The 20,879-nt window shown below is 69.3% G+C and carries 19 protein-coding genes; 9 read left to right on the forward strand and 10 right to left on the reverse strand.

Annotated features, from left to right (window positions below):
* Positions 1-54 precede the first annotated feature (54 nt).
* Both ACUDP5_RS14095 and ACUDP5_RS14100 read right to left on the reverse strand, forming a co-directional pair.
* Positions 55-189, reverse strand: coding sequence for a hypothetical protein (locus tag ACUDP5_RS14095; RefSeq protein ID WP_445659041.1), 135 nt, complete (start codon positions 187-189; stop codon positions 55-57).
* Between the two features lie 16 nt (positions 190-205).
* On the reverse strand, positions 206-1,432 hold the full coding sequence (locus ACUDP5_RS14100; protein WP_445659042.1) for an MFS transporter: 1,227 nt from the start codon (positions 1,430-1,432) through the stop codon (positions 206-208).
* A gap of 232 nt (positions 1,433-1,664) precedes the next feature.
* Between ACUDP5_RS14100 and ACUDP5_RS14105 the strand changes: the two genes are divergently transcribed.
* Positions 1,665-2,639, forward strand: coding sequence for a tripartite tricarboxylate transporter substrate binding protein (locus ACUDP5_RS14105; protein WP_263914564.1), 975 nt, complete (start codon positions 1,665-1,667; stop codon positions 2,637-2,639).
* A 16-nt stretch (positions 2,640-2,655) separates the two neighbouring features.
* Positions 2,656-3,390: an alpha/beta fold hydrolase gene (locus ACUDP5_RS14110; protein ID WP_445659043.1), complete on the forward strand. Its 735-nt coding sequence runs from the start codon at positions 2,656-2,658 to the stop codon at positions 3,388-3,390.
* 12 nt (positions 3,391-3,402) lie between these two features.
* Here the strand turns inward: ACUDP5_RS14110 and ACUDP5_RS14115 are convergent, their stop codons facing one another.
* Positions 3,403-4,791 carry an MFS transporter gene (locus ACUDP5_RS14115; RefSeq protein ID WP_445659044.1) on the reverse strand — a complete coding sequence of 463 codons (1,389 nt, stop codon included), beginning with the start codon at positions 4,789-4,791 and terminating at the stop codon, positions 3,403-3,405.
* Positions 4,792-4,944: 153 nt separating this feature from the next.
* Here ACUDP5_RS14115 and ACUDP5_RS14120 point away from each other — a divergent pair, with 153 nt between their 5' ends.
* From ACUDP5_RS14120 to ACUDP5_RS14130, 3 genes are all read left to right on the forward strand, one after another.
* On the forward strand, positions 4,945-5,853 hold the full coding sequence (locus ACUDP5_RS14120; RefSeq protein WP_445659045.1) for a LysR family transcriptional regulator: 909 nt from the start codon (positions 4,945-4,947) through the stop codon (positions 5,851-5,853).
* 174 nt (positions 5,854-6,027) lie between these two features.
* Positions 6,028-7,200 carry a DUF1624 domain-containing protein gene (locus tag ACUDP5_RS14125; protein ID WP_445659046.1) on the forward strand — a complete coding sequence of 391 codons (1,173 nt, stop codon included), beginning with the start codon at positions 6,028-6,030 and terminating at the stop codon, positions 7,198-7,200.
* A 7-nt stretch (positions 7,201-7,207) separates the two neighbouring features.
* On the forward strand, positions 7,208-8,296 hold the full coding sequence (locus ACUDP5_RS14130; protein ID WP_445659047.1) for a porin: 1,089 nt from the start codon (positions 7,208-7,210) through the stop codon (positions 8,294-8,296).
* Between the two features lie 122 nt (positions 8,297-8,418).
* Here ACUDP5_RS14130 and ACUDP5_RS14135 read toward each other — a convergent pair whose 3' ends face one another.
* The 6 genes from ACUDP5_RS14135 to metC form a co-directional block, all read right to left on the reverse strand.
* A complete protein-coding gene (locus ACUDP5_RS14135; RefSeq protein WP_445659048.1) occupies positions 8,419-10,092 on the reverse strand; it encodes an NAD(P)/FAD-dependent oxidoreductase in 1,674 nt (557 codons plus the stop codon).
* A gap of 110 nt (positions 10,093-10,202) precedes the next feature.
* Entirely contained in the window at positions 10,203-10,964 is a 762-nt protein-coding gene (locus ACUDP5_RS14140) for an amino acid ABC transporter ATP-binding protein (RefSeq protein WP_445659049.1), read from the reverse strand.
* A complete protein-coding gene (locus ACUDP5_RS14145; RefSeq protein ID WP_263914574.1) occupies positions 10,961-12,058 on the reverse strand; it encodes an amino acid ABC transporter permease in 1,098 nt (365 codons plus the stop codon). The genes ACUDP5_RS14140 and ACUDP5_RS14145 overlap by 4 nt, the downstream gene beginning before the upstream one ends.
* Positions 12,055-13,203, reverse strand: coding sequence for an ABC transporter permease subunit (locus tag ACUDP5_RS14150; RefSeq protein WP_263914575.1), 1,149 nt, complete (start codon positions 13,201-13,203; stop codon positions 12,055-12,057). The genes ACUDP5_RS14145 and ACUDP5_RS14150 overlap by 4 nt, the downstream gene beginning before the upstream one ends.
* 45 nt (positions 13,204-13,248) lie before the next feature.
* The gene (locus tag ACUDP5_RS14155) at positions 13,249-14,376 is read right to left on the reverse strand and encodes an amino acid ABC transporter substrate-binding protein (protein WP_445659050.1); all 1,128 of its coding nucleotides are present in this window, start codon (positions 14,374-14,376) and stop codon (positions 13,249-13,251) included.
* Between the two features lie 156 nt (positions 14,377-14,532).
* On the reverse strand, positions 14,533-15,681 hold the full coding sequence (metC, locus tag ACUDP5_RS14160) for a cystathionine beta-lyase (protein ID WP_445659051.1): 1,149 nt from the start codon (positions 15,679-15,681) through the stop codon (positions 14,533-14,535).
* 109 nt (positions 15,682-15,790) lie between these two features.
* Between metC and ACUDP5_RS14165 the strand changes: the two genes are divergently transcribed.
* The 4 genes from ACUDP5_RS14165 (at position 15,791) to ACUDP5_RS14180 (ending at position 19,126) form a co-directional block, all read left to right on the forward strand.
* Positions 15,791-16,705 carry a LysR substrate-binding domain-containing protein gene (locus tag ACUDP5_RS14165; RefSeq protein ID WP_263914578.1) on the forward strand — a complete coding sequence of 305 codons (915 nt, stop codon included), beginning with the start codon at positions 15,791-15,793 and terminating at the stop codon, positions 16,703-16,705.
* Positions 16,706-16,780: 75 nt separating this feature from the next.
* Positions 16,781-17,806 (forward strand): acyl-CoA dehydrogenase, encoded by a 1,026-nt coding sequence (locus ACUDP5_RS14170; RefSeq protein ID WP_263914579.1) that lies wholly within the window; start codon positions 16,781-16,783, stop codon positions 17,804-17,806.
* The gene (locus ACUDP5_RS14175) at positions 17,794-18,420 is read left to right on the forward strand and encodes a class I SAM-dependent methyltransferase (RefSeq protein ID WP_263914580.1); all 627 of its coding nucleotides are present in this window, start codon (positions 17,794-17,796) and stop codon (positions 18,418-18,420) included. The genes ACUDP5_RS14170 and ACUDP5_RS14175 overlap by 13 nt, the downstream gene beginning before the upstream one ends.
* A complete protein-coding gene (locus tag ACUDP5_RS14180; RefSeq protein ID WP_263914581.1) occupies positions 18,392-19,126 on the forward strand; it encodes a glycosyltransferase in 735 nt (244 codons plus the stop codon). The genes ACUDP5_RS14175 and ACUDP5_RS14180 overlap by 29 nt, the downstream gene beginning before the upstream one ends.
* Here the strand turns inward: ACUDP5_RS14180 and ACUDP5_RS14185 are convergent.
* Complete coding sequence (locus tag ACUDP5_RS14185; protein ID WP_445659052.1) at positions 19,023-20,852, reverse strand: hypothetical protein; 1,830 nt, start codon at positions 20,850-20,852, stop codon at positions 19,023-19,025. The two genes, ACUDP5_RS14180 and ACUDP5_RS14185, sit on opposite strands and share 104 nt — an antisense overlap.
* Positions 20,853-20,879 lie beyond the last annotated feature (27 nt).

The following is a 20,879-nucleotide window of genomic DNA, read 5'->3' on the forward strand; positions in this document are numbered from 1 at the left end:
TCATAGCCGCCCCGCGTCGTGGCCGATGGGGCACGCGGGGACCCCATGCGCGGGTCAAGGCAAGTCCCGCATCCGGCACAGTTGCAGCAGCCCGGCGCCCGCGGCCATCACGGGCAGCACGCCCACCACGCCCCAGCCGGTGATCTGGGTCACAGCCAGCAGGATCAGAACGGCCAGGTGACGCGGCATGGTCAGGGGCTCAGGCTCAGGCTGAGGCGGGCGTCGTGGGGGTGGGGTCGGCCACCCGCGTTTCGCGCAGCGCCAGCAAGGCGGCGCAGGCCAGGCCGGCAATACCCGCCAACGCCAGAAACGCCGCGCGGTAGCCCGCGTGCTGCACGATCAGGCCCGCCAGCCCGTTGCTGAGCGAGGCGCCGATGCCGAACACGGTGGTCACGGCGCCCAGGCTGGCGTTGAAGCGGCCGGTGCCGTGCGTCAGGTCCAGCACCATCAAGGGCAGCACGGCGCCGAAGATGCCGGCGCCGATGCCATCGAGCAACTGCACGGCGACCAGCCACGCCATGTCGTCCGACAAGGTGTAGAGCAGGCCGCGCAACGGCAGGATCGCGAACCCGATCAGCAAGAGCGGCTTGCGGCCCACGTGGTCGGCATAACGGCCCACGGCCATGGCGGCGGGAATCATCACGAACTGCGCTGCCACGATGCAGGCAGACGTCAGGGGCGTGGCCAGCGCCGGATTGGCCAGCGCCAGTTTCTGGCTGACCAGCGGCAGCATGGCGGCATTGGCCAGGTGGAACAGCGCGCAGCTGACGGCCAGCAGCACCAGCGGGCGATTATCAAGCAGCTGGCGCAGCGGGACGGGTTGCGGCGCGGCCGCCGGGTCATCGTGCGCCAGGCCGCGCGCCCGGTCCAGGTCGATGTCTGCGGGAATGCGCAAGGCGGCGGCGACGCTGGCCAGGGCCATCGCGGCCATCAGGTAGAACACGGCCACCGGGCCCCAGAAATACGCCAGCACGCCCGCCAGAATCGCGGCCACGGCGTTGCCGGCGTGGTTATAGGACTCGTTGCGCGCGATGCGCGCGGTGAAGGCGCCGCGGGCGCTGAGCCCCAGTGTGATGGCGGCGATCAGCGGGGCAAACACCGACGAGGCCACGCCCGCCAGTGACTGGGTGAACGTGACCCAGGCAAAGCTGGCATTGACCAGCACCGCCATGCAGGCCAGCGTCACCAGGATGGCGGCGGCCATCAGCAAGGCGCGCTTGTTCGGCGTGCGGTCGACCAGCGCGCCGGCCGGAGTTTGCGCGGCCAGCGCCGCCAGGCCGGACAAGGTCATCACCAGGCCGATGCTGTCGGGCCGCCAATGGTGCACGGCCAGCAGATAGATGGCCAGGTAGGGGCCCAGGCCGTCGCGCACGTCGGCGACGAAGAAATTCAACCAGTCCAGCGGACGCGAAGCAGGCGAGGGGGCAGACACGGGAGGGGCCGTCAGGACAGAGCAGGGCGATGCGTGATTGTCACTCATCTGGCGGGCGGGGCGGTGGCAAAAGGGTAGGCATCCGCATATTCATAGTTGGAATCCTTCGTTGGCGGCACCGGCGGCCGCGCGTAGTCTGCCCTCTGTATAAATAGAGGGCGCTCGACACTCCCGTGGGGTCGGGCCGGCGCATACCGGCGCCGGGCGCCCGCGGCTTCGTGGAGTGTGCGGTGTGAAGGTCTCTCGTTTCTGGACCCGGGTGCAAGGCCTGGTTGTCGTTTTCCTGCTGGGCGCGATGGCGCCGGCCAGCGCGGCGTTTCCCGACAAGCCGGTGCGCCTGATCCTGCCGCTGGCGCCGGGCGGCGCCATGGATGTGCTGGGGCGCGGCCTGGCCGAACGCCTTGGGGCCCTGTGGAATGTGCCGATCATCGTCGAGAACCGGGCGGGGGCAGGCGGCAACATCGCCGCCGACCAGGTGGCCCGCGCAGCGCCCGACGGCTACACGCTGCTGTTGACGGGCGACATGCTGGTGGCCAACCAGACCCTGTTCCAGGGCACTCTCAACTACGACCCGGTCAAGAGCTTTGCGCCGATCAGCATCGTGGCGGCCACCCCGCCGGTGATCGTGGTGCGTGCGCAGTCGCCCATCCAGGACCTGGCCGGCCTGCGCCGCGCGGCCAGCCAGCACGTCCTCAATATCGGCACGCCGGGCTACGGCAACAGCAACCACCGGGCGCTGACGCGGCTGCAGCAACAGGTGCCGGGCACCGTGCAGCACGTGCCGTACAAGGGCGCCGGGCCGGCCGTGGTGGCGCTGCTGGGCGGCGAGATCGACGCCGCCGTCGTGGCCTTGCCGGCGGTGTCCAGCCTGATCGCCAATGGCCAGGTCCGCGCGTTGGCGGTGTTGCAGGACAACCGCAGCGATACCGTGCCGCAGGTGCCGACGGCGGCGCAGGTCGGCCTGAAAATGGAGGGCGACACGGGCTGGTTCGGGCTGCTGGCGCCCGCCGGCACCTCGCCGGAGGTGGTCCACGACGTCTGGCGCGCGGTGCACCAGGCGGTCACCGAGCCGGACTTCCGCGCCCGGTTGCTGGCCATCGGCTTCGAACCCATCGCGGACTCGCCGCAGGCCTTTGCCGACCGCATTGCCAGCGATGCCGACAAGTTTCCGGCCCTGCTGCGCGCAAGCGGCGTGGCCCTGCAATAAGCCAAGCGAAGCCGCCATGCCCATCCTGCACATCGGCAATGCCGAACTTCACGTCGACATCCAGGGCCACGGCGATGCCGTGCTGGCGCTGGCCCCGGGCGGCATGCTGTCGCATCGCGAACTGTGGCGCGTCACCCGTGACGGCCGGCCGCGCGAGTATCCGGACCCGGTCGCGGCGCTGGCCAGCCAGTACCGGGTCATCGCCCCGGACCAGCGCAATGCCGGGCGCTCGCGCGCGCCGGTGCTGGCCAGCGACGGCTGGACGACCTACGCATTGGATCACCTGGGCCTGCTGGATGCGCTGGGCGTGCAGCGCTTTCATGTGCTGGGCTCGTGCATCGGCTCATCGTTCGCGTTGAAACTGTGCGAACTGGCGCCGGATCGGGTCGTGTCCGCCATCCTGCAACAGCCCATCGGCATTGCCGGGGCGCAGGGCAAGCGCGGCGAGTCCTTCGACCAATGGGCCGATGCCCTGCGGGCGCGCGACCCCGCGGTCGACGATCGCGCGCTGGAAGGCTTGCGCCACAACCTGTTCGGCGGCGAATTCGTCTTCAGCGTCAGCCGCGACTTCGTGCGGCGCAATCCGATTCCGCTGTTGATCCTGGGCGGCAACGACGCGCTGCATCCGCGCGCCGTCTCGCTGGAATTGGCGCAACTGGCACCGTCCGCCACGCTGGTCGAAGACTGGAAGGGCCAGCCGCAGCGCTACCTGGACGCCATCCAGGGCTTTCTCGCACGCCATCCGGCCTGACGTCGGCAGCCGCTACGACGCCGTCAAGGCGTGGCGCGCCTGGCGGACATGGCGTTCGAGCAGGCCGCTGGCCAGGCATCCGGCCAAGGCAAATGCCACCGCCGCCCACAGGGCCCAGGTGGCGCCGGCCTTGGCGTCGAACACAAAGCACGCCGCCACGAACGCCGCGCCCGTCGTCTGCCCCAGCAGGCGGGCCAGGCCCGACAGGCCGCTGGCCACGCTGGCCCGATGCGCGGGCACGCTGAACATGATGCCGCGCTGGTTGGGCGACAGGAACAGGCCGAAGCCCGTGCCGCACAGCGCCATCGGCAGCATCACCGCCCACATCGGCGCGCCGACCGGCAGTTCGCTCGCCGCCAGCAGGCCGGTGGCGAGCAGCGCCAGGCCGATCACCCCCAGCAGACCCGCGGAAATCCGGTCCGACCACTTGCCCGAGAACGGCGCCAGGCAGGCGCCCATCACCGGCCACGGTGCGATCAGCATGCCGATCTCGGCAATATCGCGTCCCAGCGTCTGGCTGAGCAGGAACGGCAGCGCCACCATCGCCGCGCCTTGGGCGGCGAACGCCAGCACGCACACCCACACCGCCAGAGAGAAGGAGGGCAGGCGCAGCAGGTCCAGCGGCACGATGGCGTGCGCGCTGCGGCGTTCGCGGCGCAACAGCAGCGCCCAGCACACGACGCCCAGCAGCCAGATCAGGGCCGTGCCCCAGTCCGGCTGCGCCACGCGTTCCAGGCCCATCACCGCCAGCCCGAAGGCCAGCGCGCACAACACCGCCGCGCCCGCATCCAGCGCCTTGCCGTCGCCGGGCGCCCGGGGCAGATAGCCGCCGGCCAGGGCCAGCGCCACCAGGCAAAATGGCACGTTCACATAGAACAGCCAATGCCAGCTCAGCACCGTCAGCATGGCGGACGCCAGCACCGGTCCGCCCGCCAGCGAGGCCGCCGCGATCATGGCGTTCAGGCCCATGCCGCGACCGAGCTGTTCCTTGGGATAGATGGCGCTGACCAGCGCCATGTTGCAGCCCATCAGCGCCGCGGCGGCCAGGCCCTGCAAGGCCCGCGCCGCTTCCAGCGCCCACAGCGACGGCGCCGCGCCACACCACACCGACGCCAGCAGGAACAGCCACAGCGCCGGCAGGAACACCCGCCGATGGCCGATCTTGCCGGCCAGCGCCGCCAGCGGCAGCATCGTCGCCACCATCACCAACTGGTAGATCGTGACCACGCCAATGACGTCCGCCGCGCCGACGTCCAATTGCGTGGCGATCGACGGCAGCGCCGTGTTCGTCATGGATGTATCCAGCGTCGCCATCGAGATCGACAGCGACACCGCCAGCATCGCGTAGCGGCGTTTGGCAGGCGTCAACGGGGTGGGGAAGGGGGCAGGGAAGGCAGACATCACTCACACGCAGGCAGAAAAGATGGGCCCAAGTATGAAAGTGGCCACCCTTGCAGGGAATAGCAAAATCTGTAAAGCAGCCTTGCAGATATGAAATACTGAGCGCCTGTGACAGGGCGGCGGACCGCGGCAGATATCGGCGAAGGTGCAGGCATGGTGAACCGAACAGAAGGCATGGCATTGCTGGTGGCGGCCGTCGACCAGGGCAGTCTCAGCGGCGCCGCGCGCGTCAGCGGGATTTCGCTGGCGTCTGTCAGCCGGCATCTCAGCGCCCTGGAAGAACGCCTGGGCACGCGGCTGCTGGTGCGCTCGACCCGCATCCTGCGCCTGACCGAGGCGGGCCAGCGCTACTACGCCGAAGCCAAGCGATTGCTGGCCGAGATGGACGAACTGGAAAGCAGCATGCAGATCGAAGCGGCCGAACCGTCCGGCCGCCTGCGCGTCACGGCGCCCACGCTGTACGGCCGCGTGCATCTGCAACCCTTGCTGGCCAGGTTCCTGGTGCAGCACCCCAACGTCACGCTGGACCTGCATTTGCTCGACCGGCCGGTGAATCTGCTGGAAGAAGGCATTGACCTGGCCGTGCTGGTGGGCGACCAGCCCAGTTCCAGCCTGGTCGCCCGGCGCCTGGGATCCATCCGCTGGGTCCTGAGCGCATCGCCCGACTACCTGGCGCGTCGCGGCACGCCCGCCAGCCTGCAGGATCTGGCGCAGCACCACGACGGCCTGGTCTACAGCCACCTGGCCACGGAAGAAATGTGGACGCTGATGGACGCCGGCAAGCCGGTGACCGTCCGGATGCGCACGCGCATGCGGTCCAACACGGTAGACGGCGTCGTCACCGCGGCGGCGGCCGGGGCCGGCATCGTCTACGCCCCGGCCTGGGCCATCGCCGACCACGTCGCGGCCGGCCGGCTGGTGCCATTGCTGCCGCAATCGGAAACGCCGCCCAGGCCGGTGTTCGCGTTGATGACGCACCAACGGTTGATGGCGGGCAAGGTGCGGTCGCTGCTGGAGTTCCTGGCCAGGCACCTGCGTGAGAAATCGCTGAACGCGCTGTGAGGGGCGGGGTGCGGCTCGACCCGCGTCAAGGCAGGTCGCGGCGGAGAAGGGCCGATGATCGATGCGCCATCCGCGGCGCGCATACGATACAATAGGAATGTTATTACATTCCAACAATAGGTTCGGCCGGCTGGGTATCGCCCCGGGGCCGGTGCTGCTTCTCAGCCTTTATCGATGTCTTCCGCGTTTGACCTTCCCTCTCCGGCCAGCAGTACGCGCTTGCGTTCCATCGACGCCTTGCGCGGCCTGGTCATCGTCATCATGTTGCTGGACCACGTGCGCGAAACCTTCTTCCTGCACCATCAGGTCAGCGATCCCATGGACGTGGCCGCCACGACGCCAGACCTGTTTTTCTCGCGCCTGCTGGCGCACTTGTGTGCGCCGGTGTTCGTATTCCTGACGGGGTTGTCGGCCTGGCTGTACGGTGCCAAGGCCGGCAGCCGCGGCGCGGCAGCGGCGTTCCTGGCCAAGCGGGGCGCCTTCCTGGTTGCGCTTGAGATCACCGTCGTGAACTTCGCGTGGACGTTTCAGTTTCCTCCCTCGGTGGTGTATCTGCAGGTGATCTGGGTGATCGGCCTGTCGATGCTGGCGTTGGCCGCGTTGCTGTGGCTGCCCCGCGCCGCGCTGACCGTCGTCGGGGTGGTGCTGATCGCCGGCCACAACGCGCTGGACGGGCTGCATTTTGCGGTGGGCGAGGCCATGCACGTGCCGTGGGCGGTGCTGCATGACCGTGGCTGGATCGGGCTGGGCGACAGCTTGCGCCTGCGCACGTCGTATCCCTTGCTGCCGTGGATCGGCGTGATCGCCCTGGGCTTCGCGGCGGGGCCCTGGTTCCAGGCGGACGTGCCGGCGCTCAAGCGGCAGCGGCGCCTGTTGGGCGTGGGACTTGCCGCCGTGCTGGGCTTTCTGGTGTTGCGGGCCTTCAATGGCTACGGGCAGGCCCAGCCCTGGGTCGCGCAGGATGACGCACTGCATACCGCGATGAGCTTTCTCAACATCACCAAGTACCCGCCTTCATTGATGTTCCTGTTGCTGACGCTTGGCCTGGGCGCGTGCCTGCTGGCGCTGGTCGAACGGGCTGCGTCCGCCGCGTGGGTACGCGTCTTGTGCGTGTTTGGCGCCGCGCCGATGTTCTTCTACCTGTTGCACCTGTATGTGCTGAAAGGCTTGTATCTGGCAGGGGAGAGCCTCTGGGGGCTGAATCAGGGCAAGTATTTCGGCGTGCCGGACATGGCCGGCGTGTGGTTGATCGCGGCGTTGCTGGCGCTGGCGCTGTACTGGCCGGTGCGCGGGTTCGGTCGCCTGAAGGCGCGGCGCCGCGACATCGCCTGGCTCAAGTATCTGTGAGGCGGTGATGGCATTACGTCGCGTTGCCTTGGGCCTGTGCGCCCTGACGACATCGTGGGGCGCCGACGCGCAGCAAGGGCCTGTCACTTTGTATGGCGTGATGGACCTGAGCTTGGCGGGATTTTCCACGCAAGAGCGCGGGACGGCGTTGAACATGCAATCGGGCGTGCAGTCCGGATCGCGCTGGGGCCTGCGCGGCAGCGAGGATCTGGGCGGCGGCCTGCGCGCCAATTTCCAATTGGAAAGCGGCATCCTCGCCAACAATGGCAGGTCCGCGCAGGGCGGCCGCCTGTTTGGCCGCGCGGCATGGGTGGGCGTGTCGGGAGCCTTCGGCGAGCTTCGCCTGGGCCGTCAGACCTCGGTATCGTCCGCCACGCTGGCCAACTACGATGCGTTTCAGGCGTCGTACCTGATCACGGGCGCGCAAACGACGCTGTTGCCCTACAACGCCAATCGCGCCGACCATACCGTTGCCTACTGGAGCCCGTCCTGGTCCGGTCTGCGGGCGGGCGTGGACGTCAGCCTGGACTACGACGGCGCGGGCGGGTTCCGGACATCGGCCACCAATAAGCTGTACAGCGCAGCGCTCATCTACGAACAAGCGGACTTTGCGGTGACCGCCACCTACGAAGGCGTGCGCTGGGCCGATGGCACCGCGCCATTCGCCGCCATGGCGCGGGCAGGGGGCACACGGCAACCTGATGCCTATACGTTGGCGGGGCGTGTCTCGCTGCAGGCCTTTACGTTCTATGCCGGGTGGTCCGTGATGCGCAACGGGTCGACCATTCCCGCCGTGCCGTCGCCGGGTCAGCGCGTCTATTTTCCGGGTAGCACCGTGCATGGCCTGATGGTGGGTACGGCCTGGCAGGCAGGCGTGGGTACCGTGATGGCTTCCTGGCAGGCCAGCCTGCCGACTGGCGGCGTGCTCAAGAATGAGGGCGCCACGCATGCCCAGCAGGTGTATTCGCTGGGCTACGTGCATGATCTTTCCAAGCGGACCAATCTGTACGTTGTCTATGGCCACATGCGGGGGGCCTGGAACAGCGCCTCCTGGCAGCAATCGCAGTATGCGGTGGGGATGCGGCATCGGTATTGAGGGCGGGCGCGTCCTCTTTCGACACTATTCTTACTTTACATAATATACATTATGCGAATTACGTAAGGCGTCGCAGGGGGCTCCTCCAGCGCCTAGGTACATCGAGCACATCGGGTCAAAAATCAGTAGTCGTCGCTTTCGCCGCGGCGATTGCCGCCGGTGATCGGCCCGGTGCCCAGGATGTGCAGTGCCACGGCCTCGGCGACCTTCATGCCGTCGATGGCAGCCGACATGATGCCGCCCGCGTAGCCGGCGCCCTCGCCGGCCGGGAACAGGCCGTTGGTATTCATGCTCTGGAAGTCGTCGCGGCGCGTGATGCGCAGCGGCGACGAGGTGCGCGTTTCCACGCCGGTCAGCACCGCGTCGCGCATGGCGAAGCCCTTGATCTGGCGTTCGAACGCGGGCAAGGCTTCGCGGATGGCGGCAATGGCGTAGTCCGGCAGGCTGGTCGACAGGTCGGTCAGCTTGATGCCGGGTTTGTACGACGGCGTCACGCTGCCCAGCGCGGTCGACGGGCGGCCGTCCAGGAAGTCGCCCACCAGTTGCGCCGGGGCGCAGTAGTCGCGGCCGCCCAGTTCATAGGCACGGGCTTCCCAGTGGCGCTGGAAGTCGATGCCGGCCAGGGGCGACGCATCGATGCCGGGATAGTCCTTGGGCTGGATGCCCACCACGATGCCGGCGTTGGCGTTGCGTTCGTTGCGCGAATACTGGCTCATGCCGTTGGTGACCACGCCGCCCGGTTCGGACGCCGCCGCCACCACGGTGCCGCCCGGGCACATGCAGAAGCTGTACACCGACCGGCCGTTGGCCGCGTGGTGCACCAGCTTGTAGTCGGCCGCGCCCAGCACCGGGTGGCCAGCGCTGGGGCCAAAGCGCGCGCGGTCGATGAGCGACTGCGGATGCTCGATGCGGAACCCCAGCGAAAACGGCTTGGGCTCGATGAACACGCCGCGCGCATGCAGCATGCGGAAGGTGTCGCGGGCACTGTGGCCCACGGCCAGCACCACATGGCGGGCCGCGATGAACTCGCCGTCGGCCAGGCGCACGCCGCGCACCTGGCCGTCATCGATCTCGATGTCGTCGACGCGGCTTTCAAAGCGGAACTCGCCGCCCAGCGATTCGATCTGGGCGCGCATCTGCTCGATCATCTTGACCAGGCGGAAGGTGCCGATGTGCGGCTTGCTGACGTACAGGATTTCGGGCGGCGCGTCGGCCGCCACGAATTCCTGCAACACCTTGCGGCCGTAGTGCTTCGGGTCCTTGACCTGGGTCGACAGCTTGCCGTCGGAAAACGTGCCCGCCCCGCCCTCGCCGAACTGCACGTTCGATTCGGGCTGCAGTTCATGCTTGCGCCACAGGCCCCAGGTGTCCTTGGTGCGCTCGCGCACCACGCGGCCGCGTTCCAGGATCAGCGGCTTGAAGCCCATCTGCGCCAGGATCAGCGCCACGAACAGGCCGCAGGGGCCAAAGCCGATGACCACCGGCCGGCTGCCTTGCGGCAGGTCCACCGGGGCGTGGCCCACGTATTGGTATTCCAGCGGCGGCGTCGGCATCACGGTACGCACGCCGGCCATGCGTTTGAGCACGGCGGCCTCGTCGGCCACGTCGATGTCGATGGAATACGTCAGCGTGATCGCGCTGCGCTTGCGCGCGTCGTAGCTGCGGCGAAAGATGGTGAGCGACCGCAGGGCCTCGGGGGCGATGCCCAGGCGGGCACAGGCGGCGGTACGCAGGGTGTCGTCGATGTCGTCTTGCGAGGTCGACAGGGGCAGGATGATTTCGGTCAGGCGCAACATGAGGCAAGGGAACCGTGTCAGGGTTCAAGGGCTCGGCAAAGGCGTATTAGACCATGCGGAGCGGTCGGGTCGACCGCCCGCCCGCGGGCGACCCCCAGGCCCCCTGCCCCTCAATGCAGGATCCGCTCCAGGAACGCCCGCGTCCGCTCGTGCCGCGGGTTATCGAAGAATTCCCCCGGCGCGCCCGTCTCGATGATGCGCCCGCCGTCCATGAACACCACGCGGTCCGCGACGTTGCGCGCAAAGCCCATTTCATGGGTCACGCACAGCATGGTCATGCCGTCGTCGGCCAGCGACGTCATCACGTCCAGCACCTCTTTGACCATTTCCGGGTCCAGCGCCGACGTGGGCTCATCGAACAGCATGATGCGCGGCTGCATGCACAGCGACCGTGCGATCGCCACGCGCTGCTGCTGGCCGCCCGACAACTGCCCGGGATACTTGCCGGCCTGGTCGGGAATGCGCACGCGTTCCAGGTAGCGCATCGCCAGGTCCACGGCCTGGCCACGCGGCATGCGCCGCACCTGGGTCGGCGCCAGGATGCAGTTTTCCAGCACCGTCAGGTGCGGGAACAGATTGAAGTGCTGGAACACCATGCCGGCATCCGTGCGCACGCCGTCCACGGCGCGCAGGTCGTCGGTCAGTTCCACGCCGTTGACGACGATGGCACCCTGCTGGTGCCGTTCCAGCCGGTTGATGCAGCGGATCAGGGTCGACTTGCCCGAGCCCGACGGCCCGCAGATCACCAGGCGTTCGCCCGGTTGCACTTGCAGGTCGATGTCCTGCAGCACATGAAAGTCGCCATACCACTTGTTCATGCCCGCGATGGTGATCGCGGGCGGCGCCGCGCCATTGGCGTGCGGTTTGGTCATCGGAGTTCCCCTTTTTTGTAGCGGTGTTCCAGCCACATCGAATAGCGCGACAGGCCGAAGCAGATGCAGAAATAGATCGATGCGATGAAGAGATAGGTTTCGACGTACGGCGTGGGCCAGGCCGGATCGGTCAAGGCGGCGCGGCCGGCGCTGAGCAGGTCGAACAGACCCACGATCAGCACCAGGCTGGTGTTCTTGATCATCACGATGGCGGTGTTGGTCAGGGGCGCGATGACCTTGCGCAACGCCTGCGGCAGCACCACCAGCCGCGTCATCTGCCACCACGACAGGCCCAGCGCCCGCGACGCCTCGGCCTGGCCCGGCGGTATCGCCTGCAAGCCGCCGCGGATCACTTCGGCCAGGTAGGCCGCCGAAAACACCGTCAAGGCGATGCCGGCGCGCAGCAGGCTGTCGATCGTCATGCCGGCGGGCAGCATGATGGGCAGCACGATGGACGCCATGAACAGCAGGCTCACCAGCGGCAGGCCCCGGATCAATTCGATGATGCCCACGCTGATGAAACGCGCGGTGGGCAGGCTGCCGCGGCGCCCCAGCGCCAGCAGCACGCCCAGCGGCAGGCCGGCACCCAGCGAGCACACCGCCAGCAGCAGCGTCACCGGCAGGCCGCCCCACGAGGCCGTCGGCACCCGCGCCAGGCCGAACACGCCGCCCTGCATCAGCGCCAGGCCCGCGGCCATGCCGACGATCCACCACACCGCCGTGCGCAGGCGCCAGTGCCGCGGGCTCAACGAATACACCGTCATGGCCAGGATGAAGCCGCACACGACCGTGGGCCGCCACTGCTCGCCCGGCGGATAGATGCCGAACAGGATCTGGCGCATCTTCTCGCCCAGGAAGGCCCAGCAGGCGCCGCTGGCCTGGCGGCAGACATCGCCGGTGGCGCCGGGCCAGACGGCGTCGATCACGGCCCAGTCGATCAGGCGGCCGGCCGCGGCCAGCACCAGCGCCAGGGTGGCCACGGTGGCCAGCGCGCTGAACAGGCTGCCGAACAGCCGGTGCCACACGGTATCGCGGCGGTCGCGCGGCGCCTGGCGCGCCGGCTGCGGCGCGGCGGTGGAAAGGGTCAGGCTCATGCGCGTTGCGTCCTCAGAAGGCGGCGGTTGTACAGGTTCATGAACAGCGACACGGACAGGCTGATGCTCAGGTACACCGCCATCAGCACCGCCACGCCCTCGATGGCCTGGCCGGTCTGGTTGATGGTGGTCGTAATGACGAACGACAGGTCGGGGTAGCCCACCGCCAGCGCCAGCGTGGTGTTCTTGATGATGGACAGGTACTGGCTGGTCATCGGCGGGATGATCACCCGCAGCGCCTGCGGCACCACGATCCAGCGCAGCGCGGCCCCGGGTTTCAGGCCCAGCGAATGCGCCGCTTCCCATTGGCCGGCCGGCACGGCATCGATGCCGCCGCGGATGATCTCGCCCGAAAAGGCGGCCGAGTAGATCGTCAGGCCCACCAGCAAGGCGGTGAATTCCGGCGTGAAGGCCGTGCCGCCGATGAAGTTCAGGCCGCGCAGCGTGGGGCTGTCGACCTGCAAGGTAGCGCCGCCCCACCCCGCCGCCCCGGCCGCCACGGCCAGCGCCGCGACCAGGCCCAGCGACCGCCACGGCACCGCCCGGGCCGTGCCGCGGCGAGCCAGGCGCCATGCCCCCCACAGCAGCAGCGCCGCCACGAGCAGCCCGCCGATCAAGGCCTGGCTATTGCCCTGCACCGACACGCTGGGAAAGAACAGCCCGCGCACCGACAGGAAGACGCCCGGCAGCGGTTGCAGCGCCTGCCGTACCGGCGGCAGGTTGAGCGTCACCAGGCTGTACCAGAACAGCAGCTGCACCACCAAGGGCGTGTTGCGCACGGCTTCCAGATACACCGTGGCGATGCCGTGGACCAGCGGATGGCGGCTGCGGCGGGCCAGCGCCAGCCCAAAGCCCAGCACGGTCGAGGCCACGATCACCAGCGCCGAGATATACAGCGTGTTGACCAGCCCCACCACGAAGGCGCGGCCATAGCTATCGGTGGGCTGGTAGGCCAGCAGGCTTTCCGCCATGGGAAAGCGCGCCGCCTCGCCGAGGTAGCCGAAGCCCATGGCGATGCCGCGCTGGGTCAGGTTGGCGTGCGCGTTCCAGGCCAGCCACCCCACGGCCCCGAGAAAGCCGCAGGCGATCAGCGCCTGCATCAGGACGGCCCGGGCGCGGCCGTCGAACCAAAGTCGCTTGAACATGATGTGCCTCTACGCAATGCGCGTCGTCGTGAATCGCGCCGCCACTTAGTTGAAGACGTAGGGGTACATCAGGCCGCCGTCGCGATACAGGCGGTTCATGCCGCGTTCGAGCTTCATGGGGCTGTTCTTGCCGACGTTGCGCTCGAAGATCTCGCCGTAATTGCCCAGCTGCTTGACGATGTTGTAGGCCCAGCGCTCGTCCAGCCCCAGCGCCTTGCCGTTGCCGGGTTCCACGCCCAGGAAGCGGGCGATGCGCGGGTCGGTGGATTTGAGCATCTCGTCCACGTTGGCCTGGGTGATGCCCATGTCTTCGGCCGCGATCGGCACCTGGATCACCCATTTCACGATGTCGAACCAGCGGTCGTCGCCGTGGCGCACCGACGGCGTCAGGGCCTCGCTGTGGCCGCTGGCCGGGAAGATCACGTAATCGTCCGGGTTCTGCGCCTGGGTGGCACGCACGGCGGCCAAGGCCGACGCGTCGGTGATCAGGCCATCGCAGCGTCCCGAAAAGAAGGCCTGGCGCGAGGCCGCCACGTTGTCGAACAGCACGGTTTTCAGGCCCAGCTTGAACTTGCGCGACAGGTCGGCCACCGTCACTTCATTGGTGGACCCGGTCTGCACGCAGATGGTGGCGCCCACCATGTCCTTGGTCTGCGTGATGCCCAGGTCCTTGCGCACCATGAAGGCGTCGAACTCGTAGTAGTTCGGGTAGGTGAAGTTGATGCCGTTGGCATCGCGCCGCAGCGTCCAGGACGTGGTGCGCGGCAGCACGTCGATCTGGCCGGTCTGCAAGGCGGTCAGGCGTTGCTGGCCCGTCAGCGGCACGAAGCGCGCCTTGGACGCATCGCCCAGCACCGCAATGGCGATGGCGCGGCAGGTGTCCACGTCCAGCCCCTTCCAGTTGCCGTCCTTGTCCGGCGCCGAAAAACCGGTGGTGCCGTGGCCGGACCCGCAGATGACGTAGCCGCGGGCGCGGATCTGGTCCACGGTGGGGCTGTTGGTCTGGGTGACGGCCCCCGCCACGGGCGATGCGCCCGCCGCGGGGGCCTCGGGCACCGCGGCAGGCGCGGCGGACTGGGCGAATGCGGCCGACGGCGCCAGGACGGCCGTCGTGGAGACCGCCGCGGCGACCAGGACCTGGCCGCCGAAACGCGAAGTGAAACGAGACAACATGGCAATTCCCCTTGCTATATATAGAGCGCCTTCTGGCGCTTCGAGTCCGCCGCCGGCAGGGTGTGCCGGTAGCGGGCGTTCAAACCGTTGGATGGGCATTGCGCTGCCGGGCCACGGCACGCCAGCGTCTGGCCGCCGCGCTGCGTGGCCCGGCCCTCAACGCAGCGCCTGATACGCCGCCAGTCCGGCGCGCAGGTCATCCTTGAGCACGTCCACGTCTTCCAGCCCGATGGACAGGCGCACGATGGGCCGGTCCGTGGCGGCAAAGGCGCGCCCGGCCTGCAACCCCGCCGGGTAGTACGCGGCCAGGCTGTGCACCCCGCCCCAGCTCGCGCCGATGACGAAATGCCGCAGCGAATCGAAAAAGCCGTTGAAGGCGGATTCGGGTGCGGGGGCCAGCACCATCGAAAACAGGCAGCCATTGGTGGAAAAATCGCGGCGCGACAGCGCATGGCCGGGGTCGCCAGGCAGCGGCGGATACAGCAGGCGTTCCACCTGCGGCTGCGCCGCCAGCCACTCGGCCACCTGCAGCGTCGCGTCGCTTTGCGCCCGCACCCGCAGGCCCAGGGTTTCCAGGCCGCGCAGCACCAGGAAGCAATCGTCGGGGCTGACCTGCTGGCCCAGGATGCTCTGGGTTTCGCGCAGCACGGCGTAGTGGCCGGCGTCGTTCATGCTGATGGCGCCCATCAGCACGTCGGAATGGCCGCTGAAGAATTTCGTGGCCGCCTCGACGCTGAAATCCACGCCGTGCGCCAGCGGCTTGAACCCCAGCGGGCTGGCCCAGGTGTTGTCCATCATCGTCAGCACGCCATGGCGGCGCGCGGCGGCGGCAATGGCCGGCACGTCGGCCATTTCCATGGTGACGGTGCCCGGCGCCTCGATGCAGATCAGCCGCGTGGCCGGGCGGATCAGCGCTTCGATGTCGGCGCCGATGGAGGGGTTGTACAGCTCGACGTCCACGCCCATGTGGGCCAGCCATTTCTCGCCGAACGTCTTCAACGCGCCGTAGCAGGCCGCCGACATCAGCAGGTGGTCGCCGCCGCGCACGAAGCCCATCACCACCGTCATCAGCGCCGCGGCGCCCGACGGCGTGATGACGCAGTGGCGCCCGCCTTCCAGTTCGGCGATGCGGTCTTCCAGCAGCCGCGCCGTGGGCGTGCCGGTGACGCCGTAGCTGAAGCCGTCGGGCTGGCGGTGCTTGCGGTTGACGAAGTCTTCCAGCGACCCGAACACCACGGTCGAGGCGCGCTGCACCGACGGTGACAGGCTGGCAAAATCTCTATTAGTCTGGTTGATAGCTTTCATCTACTCTATTCGCTGGGCTTAGAAGGTGATCGGGAATAGCGCCAGTGTCTGCCTTTCGCCCCATTGCCTCAACAATTGAAAATACTCAGTCGATAAGCGGGACTTATAGATGGACATGCGCGAAATCCAGGTCTTCCGGGCCGTGATGCAGGCCGGCACGACCAGCAAGGCGGCCACCCTGCTGGGCATTTCCCAGCCGGCCGTCAGCCAGGCCATCCGCAAGCTGGAAACCTCGTCGGAACTGCGCCTGTTCGAACGCGTGCGCGGGCGCCTGGTGGCCACGCAAGAGGCCGAGGCGCTGATGGAGGAAGTGGATCGCTGCTTTGCCGGCTTCGAACTCATCGAACACCGCATCCGCAGCCTGAAATCGTTTGGCGTGGGCCGCCTGGCCGTGGGCTCGCTGCCGGCGCTGGGCACCGGTTTCATGCCGCGCGCCATCGCCGCCTTCGGCCTGCAGGACCGCCGCATCCAGATGTCGTTCCAGATCATGAGCTCGCGCGAGGTGCTGCAACAGGTGGCCGCCGGCCAGCTGGATTTCGGCCTGATGGCCGACGAGCTGTCGGTGGCCGGGCTGGAACACTCGGAATTCGTGCGCATTCCGGGCGTCATCGCGATGCACAACCGCCACCCGCTGGCGGCCAAGCCGCGCATCGCGCTGCAAGACCTGATCGACCACCCCTTCATCGCGCTGAACCCCGAAGACGCCAGCCGGCGGCGCCTGGAAACCGCGCTGAACGACCAGGGCCTGGCGCTGCGCCCGATCCTGGAAACGCCCTATTCCAATTCGGTCTGCGAATTCGCCCTGCACGGCCTGGGCATCGGCATGGTGCACCCGGTGATGGCGCTGGACTACCTGGCCCGCGGCCTGACCATCAAGCCGCTGGACCTGGACATCAGCTTCACCTGCCTGTTGGTCTTTCGGCCCGGCACCCCGCTTTCGGAAAACGCGCGGGCCTTGCTCAAAGCCATGCGGATCGAGCTGGACCGGGACCTCAAGCGGATACGCGCCGCGCTGGCCCGCTGACGAACGCCCCACGCCCATCCCCGCGGGCATGCCACTTGCTGTCTGGAAGCTCCTACCGCCTTCCGGACGCGCATCATGTCCCTGCCCCTGCGCAGCCTTTCCTTCCCGCCCGCCGACCTGGGCGAGGTGCTCGCCCGCGCGCACTGGCCAGGTGACCCCGCGCCCGTGCTGCGCGCCCTGGTGCAGGCCGGCTGCGATCGCCTGCCCTTGCCAGGATCGGGCCAGACCCTGGCCCGGTGGCGCGCGCTGGCCCAGGTGGCCGCCGCCGACCTGCCGCTGGCCAAGCTGTTCGAAGGCCACACCGACGCCCTGGCCATCCAGGCGGAATTGGGGGCCCGGGCCGAGCCTGGCCTGTGGGGCGTCTGGTGCGCCGAACCCGCCAGCCACCGGGTGGCCATCACCCCGGCCGCGGACGGGCGCCTGGACGTGACCGGCATGAAAGCCTGGTGCTCGGGCGCGGCGGATCTTGATCACGCGCTGGTCAGCGGCTGGAACGCGGCCGGTGAGCCATGCCTGGCCGCGGTCGCGCTGGACCAGCCCGGCGTGACGCGGCAAGCCTCTGACTGGTGCGCGCCCGGCATGCGCGGCAGCGGCACCGTCAACGTGCGCTTTCTGCATGCCCGGGCCACACCGGTCGGCGCGCCGGGCCAGTACGTGCGCCGCCCGGGCTTTCTGCATGGCGGCGCCGGCATTGCCGCCTGCTGGTACGGCGGGCTGATGCGCATCGCCGAGCGGTTGCGGGACGAGGCCAGGCGGCCCGCGCCCGATCCGTTTCGCCTGGCGCATCTGGGCGCCGTCGATGTCGCGGTCAGCCAGGCGCGCGCCGTGTTGCGCGAAGCCGCTGCCGCGATCGATGCCCGACCCGACGACGCCTGCGCGCTGGCCACGGCCCGGGCGCGGCTGGCGGTGGAAGCGGCGGCCGACACCGTTCTGCGCCACGCGACCCGGGCGCTGGGCGCCGGCCCCTTGTGCAAAGACGCCGCCTACGCCCAGGCGATGGCGGACCTGCCGGTATTCATGCGCCAGAGCCACGCCGAACGCGACCAGGCCGCTCAAGGCGCGGCCGTGGCCGCCCTGAAGGATTTCCCATGGACGCTCTAGCCCACCATTTCGAGCAGCTTTACCGCACGCGCGGCGACCCCTGGCAGGTCAGCGTCGCCTGGTACGAACGGCGCAAGCGGGCGCTGCTGCTGGCCGCGCTGAGCCGGGCCCGTTACGGCCATGCCTTCGAGGCCGGCTGCGGCGCCGGCGACATGACCGTGCTGCTGGCGCAGCGCTGCGACCGCGTCTGCGCCGTCGACGTGTCGACCACGGCGGCATTCAAATGCCGGGAACGGGCCGACGCGCAGCAGGCCGCCGGCGTGGCGGTGCGGGCCCTGCGCCTGCCCGAGCAATGGCCCGCCGTGCCGCGCGAGGGCTTCGATCTGGCCGTCGTGTCCGAGGTCGCCTATTACTTCGACGATGACCGGCTGGCGCGCTTCCTGGCCCGCCTGCTGCACAGCCTGAAGCCCGGCGCCGAACTCATCGCCTGCCATTGGCGCCCCGATTTCGCAGACCGCCTGCAGCCCACCGATGCGCTGCACCAGCGCATCGCCGCCCAACCCGGCCTGTCGCCCCTGCTGCACCATCTGGAAGACGACTTCCGGCTGGACGCCTGGCACTACCAGCCCTTGCAGGAGCCTGCCGATGATCGGCGTCTGCATCCCCGCGCATGACGAAGAGCGGCACATCGCCGCCTGCCTGCGCGCGGTCACCCTGGCCGCGCGCCACCCGTTGCTGGGTGCGGAACCGGTCCGCATCGTCGTGGTGCTGGATCATTGCCGCGACCTGACCGCCAGGCTGGCCGGCGCCTGGCCCGTGTGTTGCCTGACCATCGGTGCACGCAACGTGGGCGTGGCCCGCGATGTCGGCTCGCGTCACCTGCTGGCCGCCGGTGCGCGCTGGCTTGCCTACACCGATGCCGATACGGTGGTCTCGCCGCGCTGGCTGGTCGATCAATTGTCGTTGCAGGCCGACGTGGTCTGCGGCACGGTGGCCGTATCGGGCTGGGCGGCGCATGGCGCCAAGGCCGGCGCGGCGCGCGCCCATTTCAATGCCCACTACCAGGACCGCGACGGACATCGCCACGTGCACGGCGCCAACCTGGGCATCGACGCCGGGGCGTACCGGCGCATCGGCGGTTTTTCCGCCCTGGCCTGCAGCGAAGACCAGGCGCTGGTGGACCGCCTGGCGCAGGACGGCTGCCGCATTGCCTGGACCGCCCTGCCCCGCGTCACCACCAGCGCGCGGCCCTACTCGCGCGTGGACGGTGGCTTCGCTACCGCCCTGCGCAGCTTTGACGCGGCGCCTGCGGCGGGGTCGCCAGCGCCCATTGCAGCAGGACTTCCAGCCGCGCCAGGCCCGCTTGCAGCGGACCGCTGATGTGCACGTGCAGGCAGCGCCGGCCGCGGCTCGCCAGTTCCGCGCGGTCGCCCTGCGCCTGGGCGGCCAGCAAGGCCGCCAGGTCCGTCATCCCCGACGCCGCCGTCGTCTCGCCGGCCGCATCCGCGGTAATGAACAGAAAGTGTCCGCCGTCCGGGCCGCCTTTGTGCAGCTGGCCGCTGGCATGGAGATAGCGCGGTCCGAAGCCGCCCAGCGTGGCGTGCCCTCCGGCCTGGTGCAGCACCTGCCGCAGACTGGCCAAGTGGGCGTCATGCGCCGCGTGGCGGGCGATATAGGCCAGCACGGCCACATAGGCGCCCGGCGGCAAGGGCGCGGCGAACGCCGCCAGGCGCCGCACCGCGTCGGCCTGCGCGCTCGCCGCGGCCGGGCCGGCTTGGGCGGCGTCGATGCGCAGCGTCGGCTCGGCCTCGGGCACCGGCCCGGCGGGCGATTGCAGCGCATCGCGCGCCCGGGATTTGCTGGTCTCGACATCCGGTTGATCAAAGGGGTTCACCTCCAGGATCGCGGCCGCCACCGCCGTCGCCACCTGCCAGCGGAAGAACTCCTGGCCCAGCGACCGTGGCCCGGCCACCTCGCAACGCAGTACCGGAAAGCCGGCGTCGGCCAGGCGCTGCGCCTGCGCCCGGGCTGCGGCGCCGGGGGCATCGGCCCGGGCCAGGTGCACGAACAGCCGGTCGTCCGCGTAGTGGCCGACGTCATTGCTGATCGGCTCACCCACCACGGGCACGATGCCGCGTCCTTGCTTGCCCGTGGATTCAGCCAGCAGTTGTTCCAGCCAACCGGCCAACAGCGCCAGGCCCGGATCGCAGATGAAAGTCAGTTTGTCGCGACCCGCCAGGGCGGCGTCCCCGAGCAAGGCGCCCAGCACCAGCCCGGGGTTGTCGGCGGCCGGCGTGCCCGGGCCGCAGGCGCGCACCATGGCGCGGGTGTCGCGCAGGAACTCGGCGGGATCGTGTCCGGACAAGGCCAGCGGGGCCAGGCCGAACGCCGACAGCACCGCGTAGCGTCCGCCCGTCTCGAGCGATCCGTCAAAGACCGCCGCGTAGCCGTCGCGCCTTGCCTGGTCGCGCAACGGGCTGCCGGGGTCGGTGATGGCGATGAAGCGTCGCCCGGCCTCGCGCCGCCCCAATTGCTGGGTCAATACGCGATGGAAGTGGTCGGCCAGCAAGCGGGTTTCCAGCGTGGCCCCCGATTTGCTGGCCACGATGAACAGGCATCGCGCCAACGGCAGGCTTGCCTGCAGGGCCTGCACCTGCGCGGGGCACGTCGAGTCCAGCACGTGCAGCCGCAGGCCGCCGGCGGCCACGCCCAACCCATGCGCCAGCACTTCGGCGCCCAGGCTGGCGCCGCCCATGCCCAGCAGCACGGCATCGGTATGGCCGGCCACGCACAGGCGCCGGCAGGCCGCTACCATGCGGCCCAGCCGGGCCCGTTCCATGCCCGGCTGCAGCCAGCCCAGCCAGGCGGCTTCGCCCGTGTCGGTCCAGAGCGTGGCATCGCGCTGCCACAGGCGGTCCATCCAGGCCTCGTTCGTGGCGGTATCGAGCCGCCGCGCCACCTGGGCGGCCAACGACGCGGGCACCCACCACGAGAAGTCATTGAGCGGCAACGCCGGGCGGGCGGCCGATGGCCGGCCACGTTGGCGCAGCCAGCCGTAGCGCACGGCGCGGGCGGGCGCGGGAAGGGTCAGGGACGGAGAGAGCATGGGGCAGATGGGCCTTGCGGCCAGGGA

The sequence above is a fragment of the Achromobacter sp. NCFB-sbj8-Ac1-l genome (assembly GCF_052695805.1).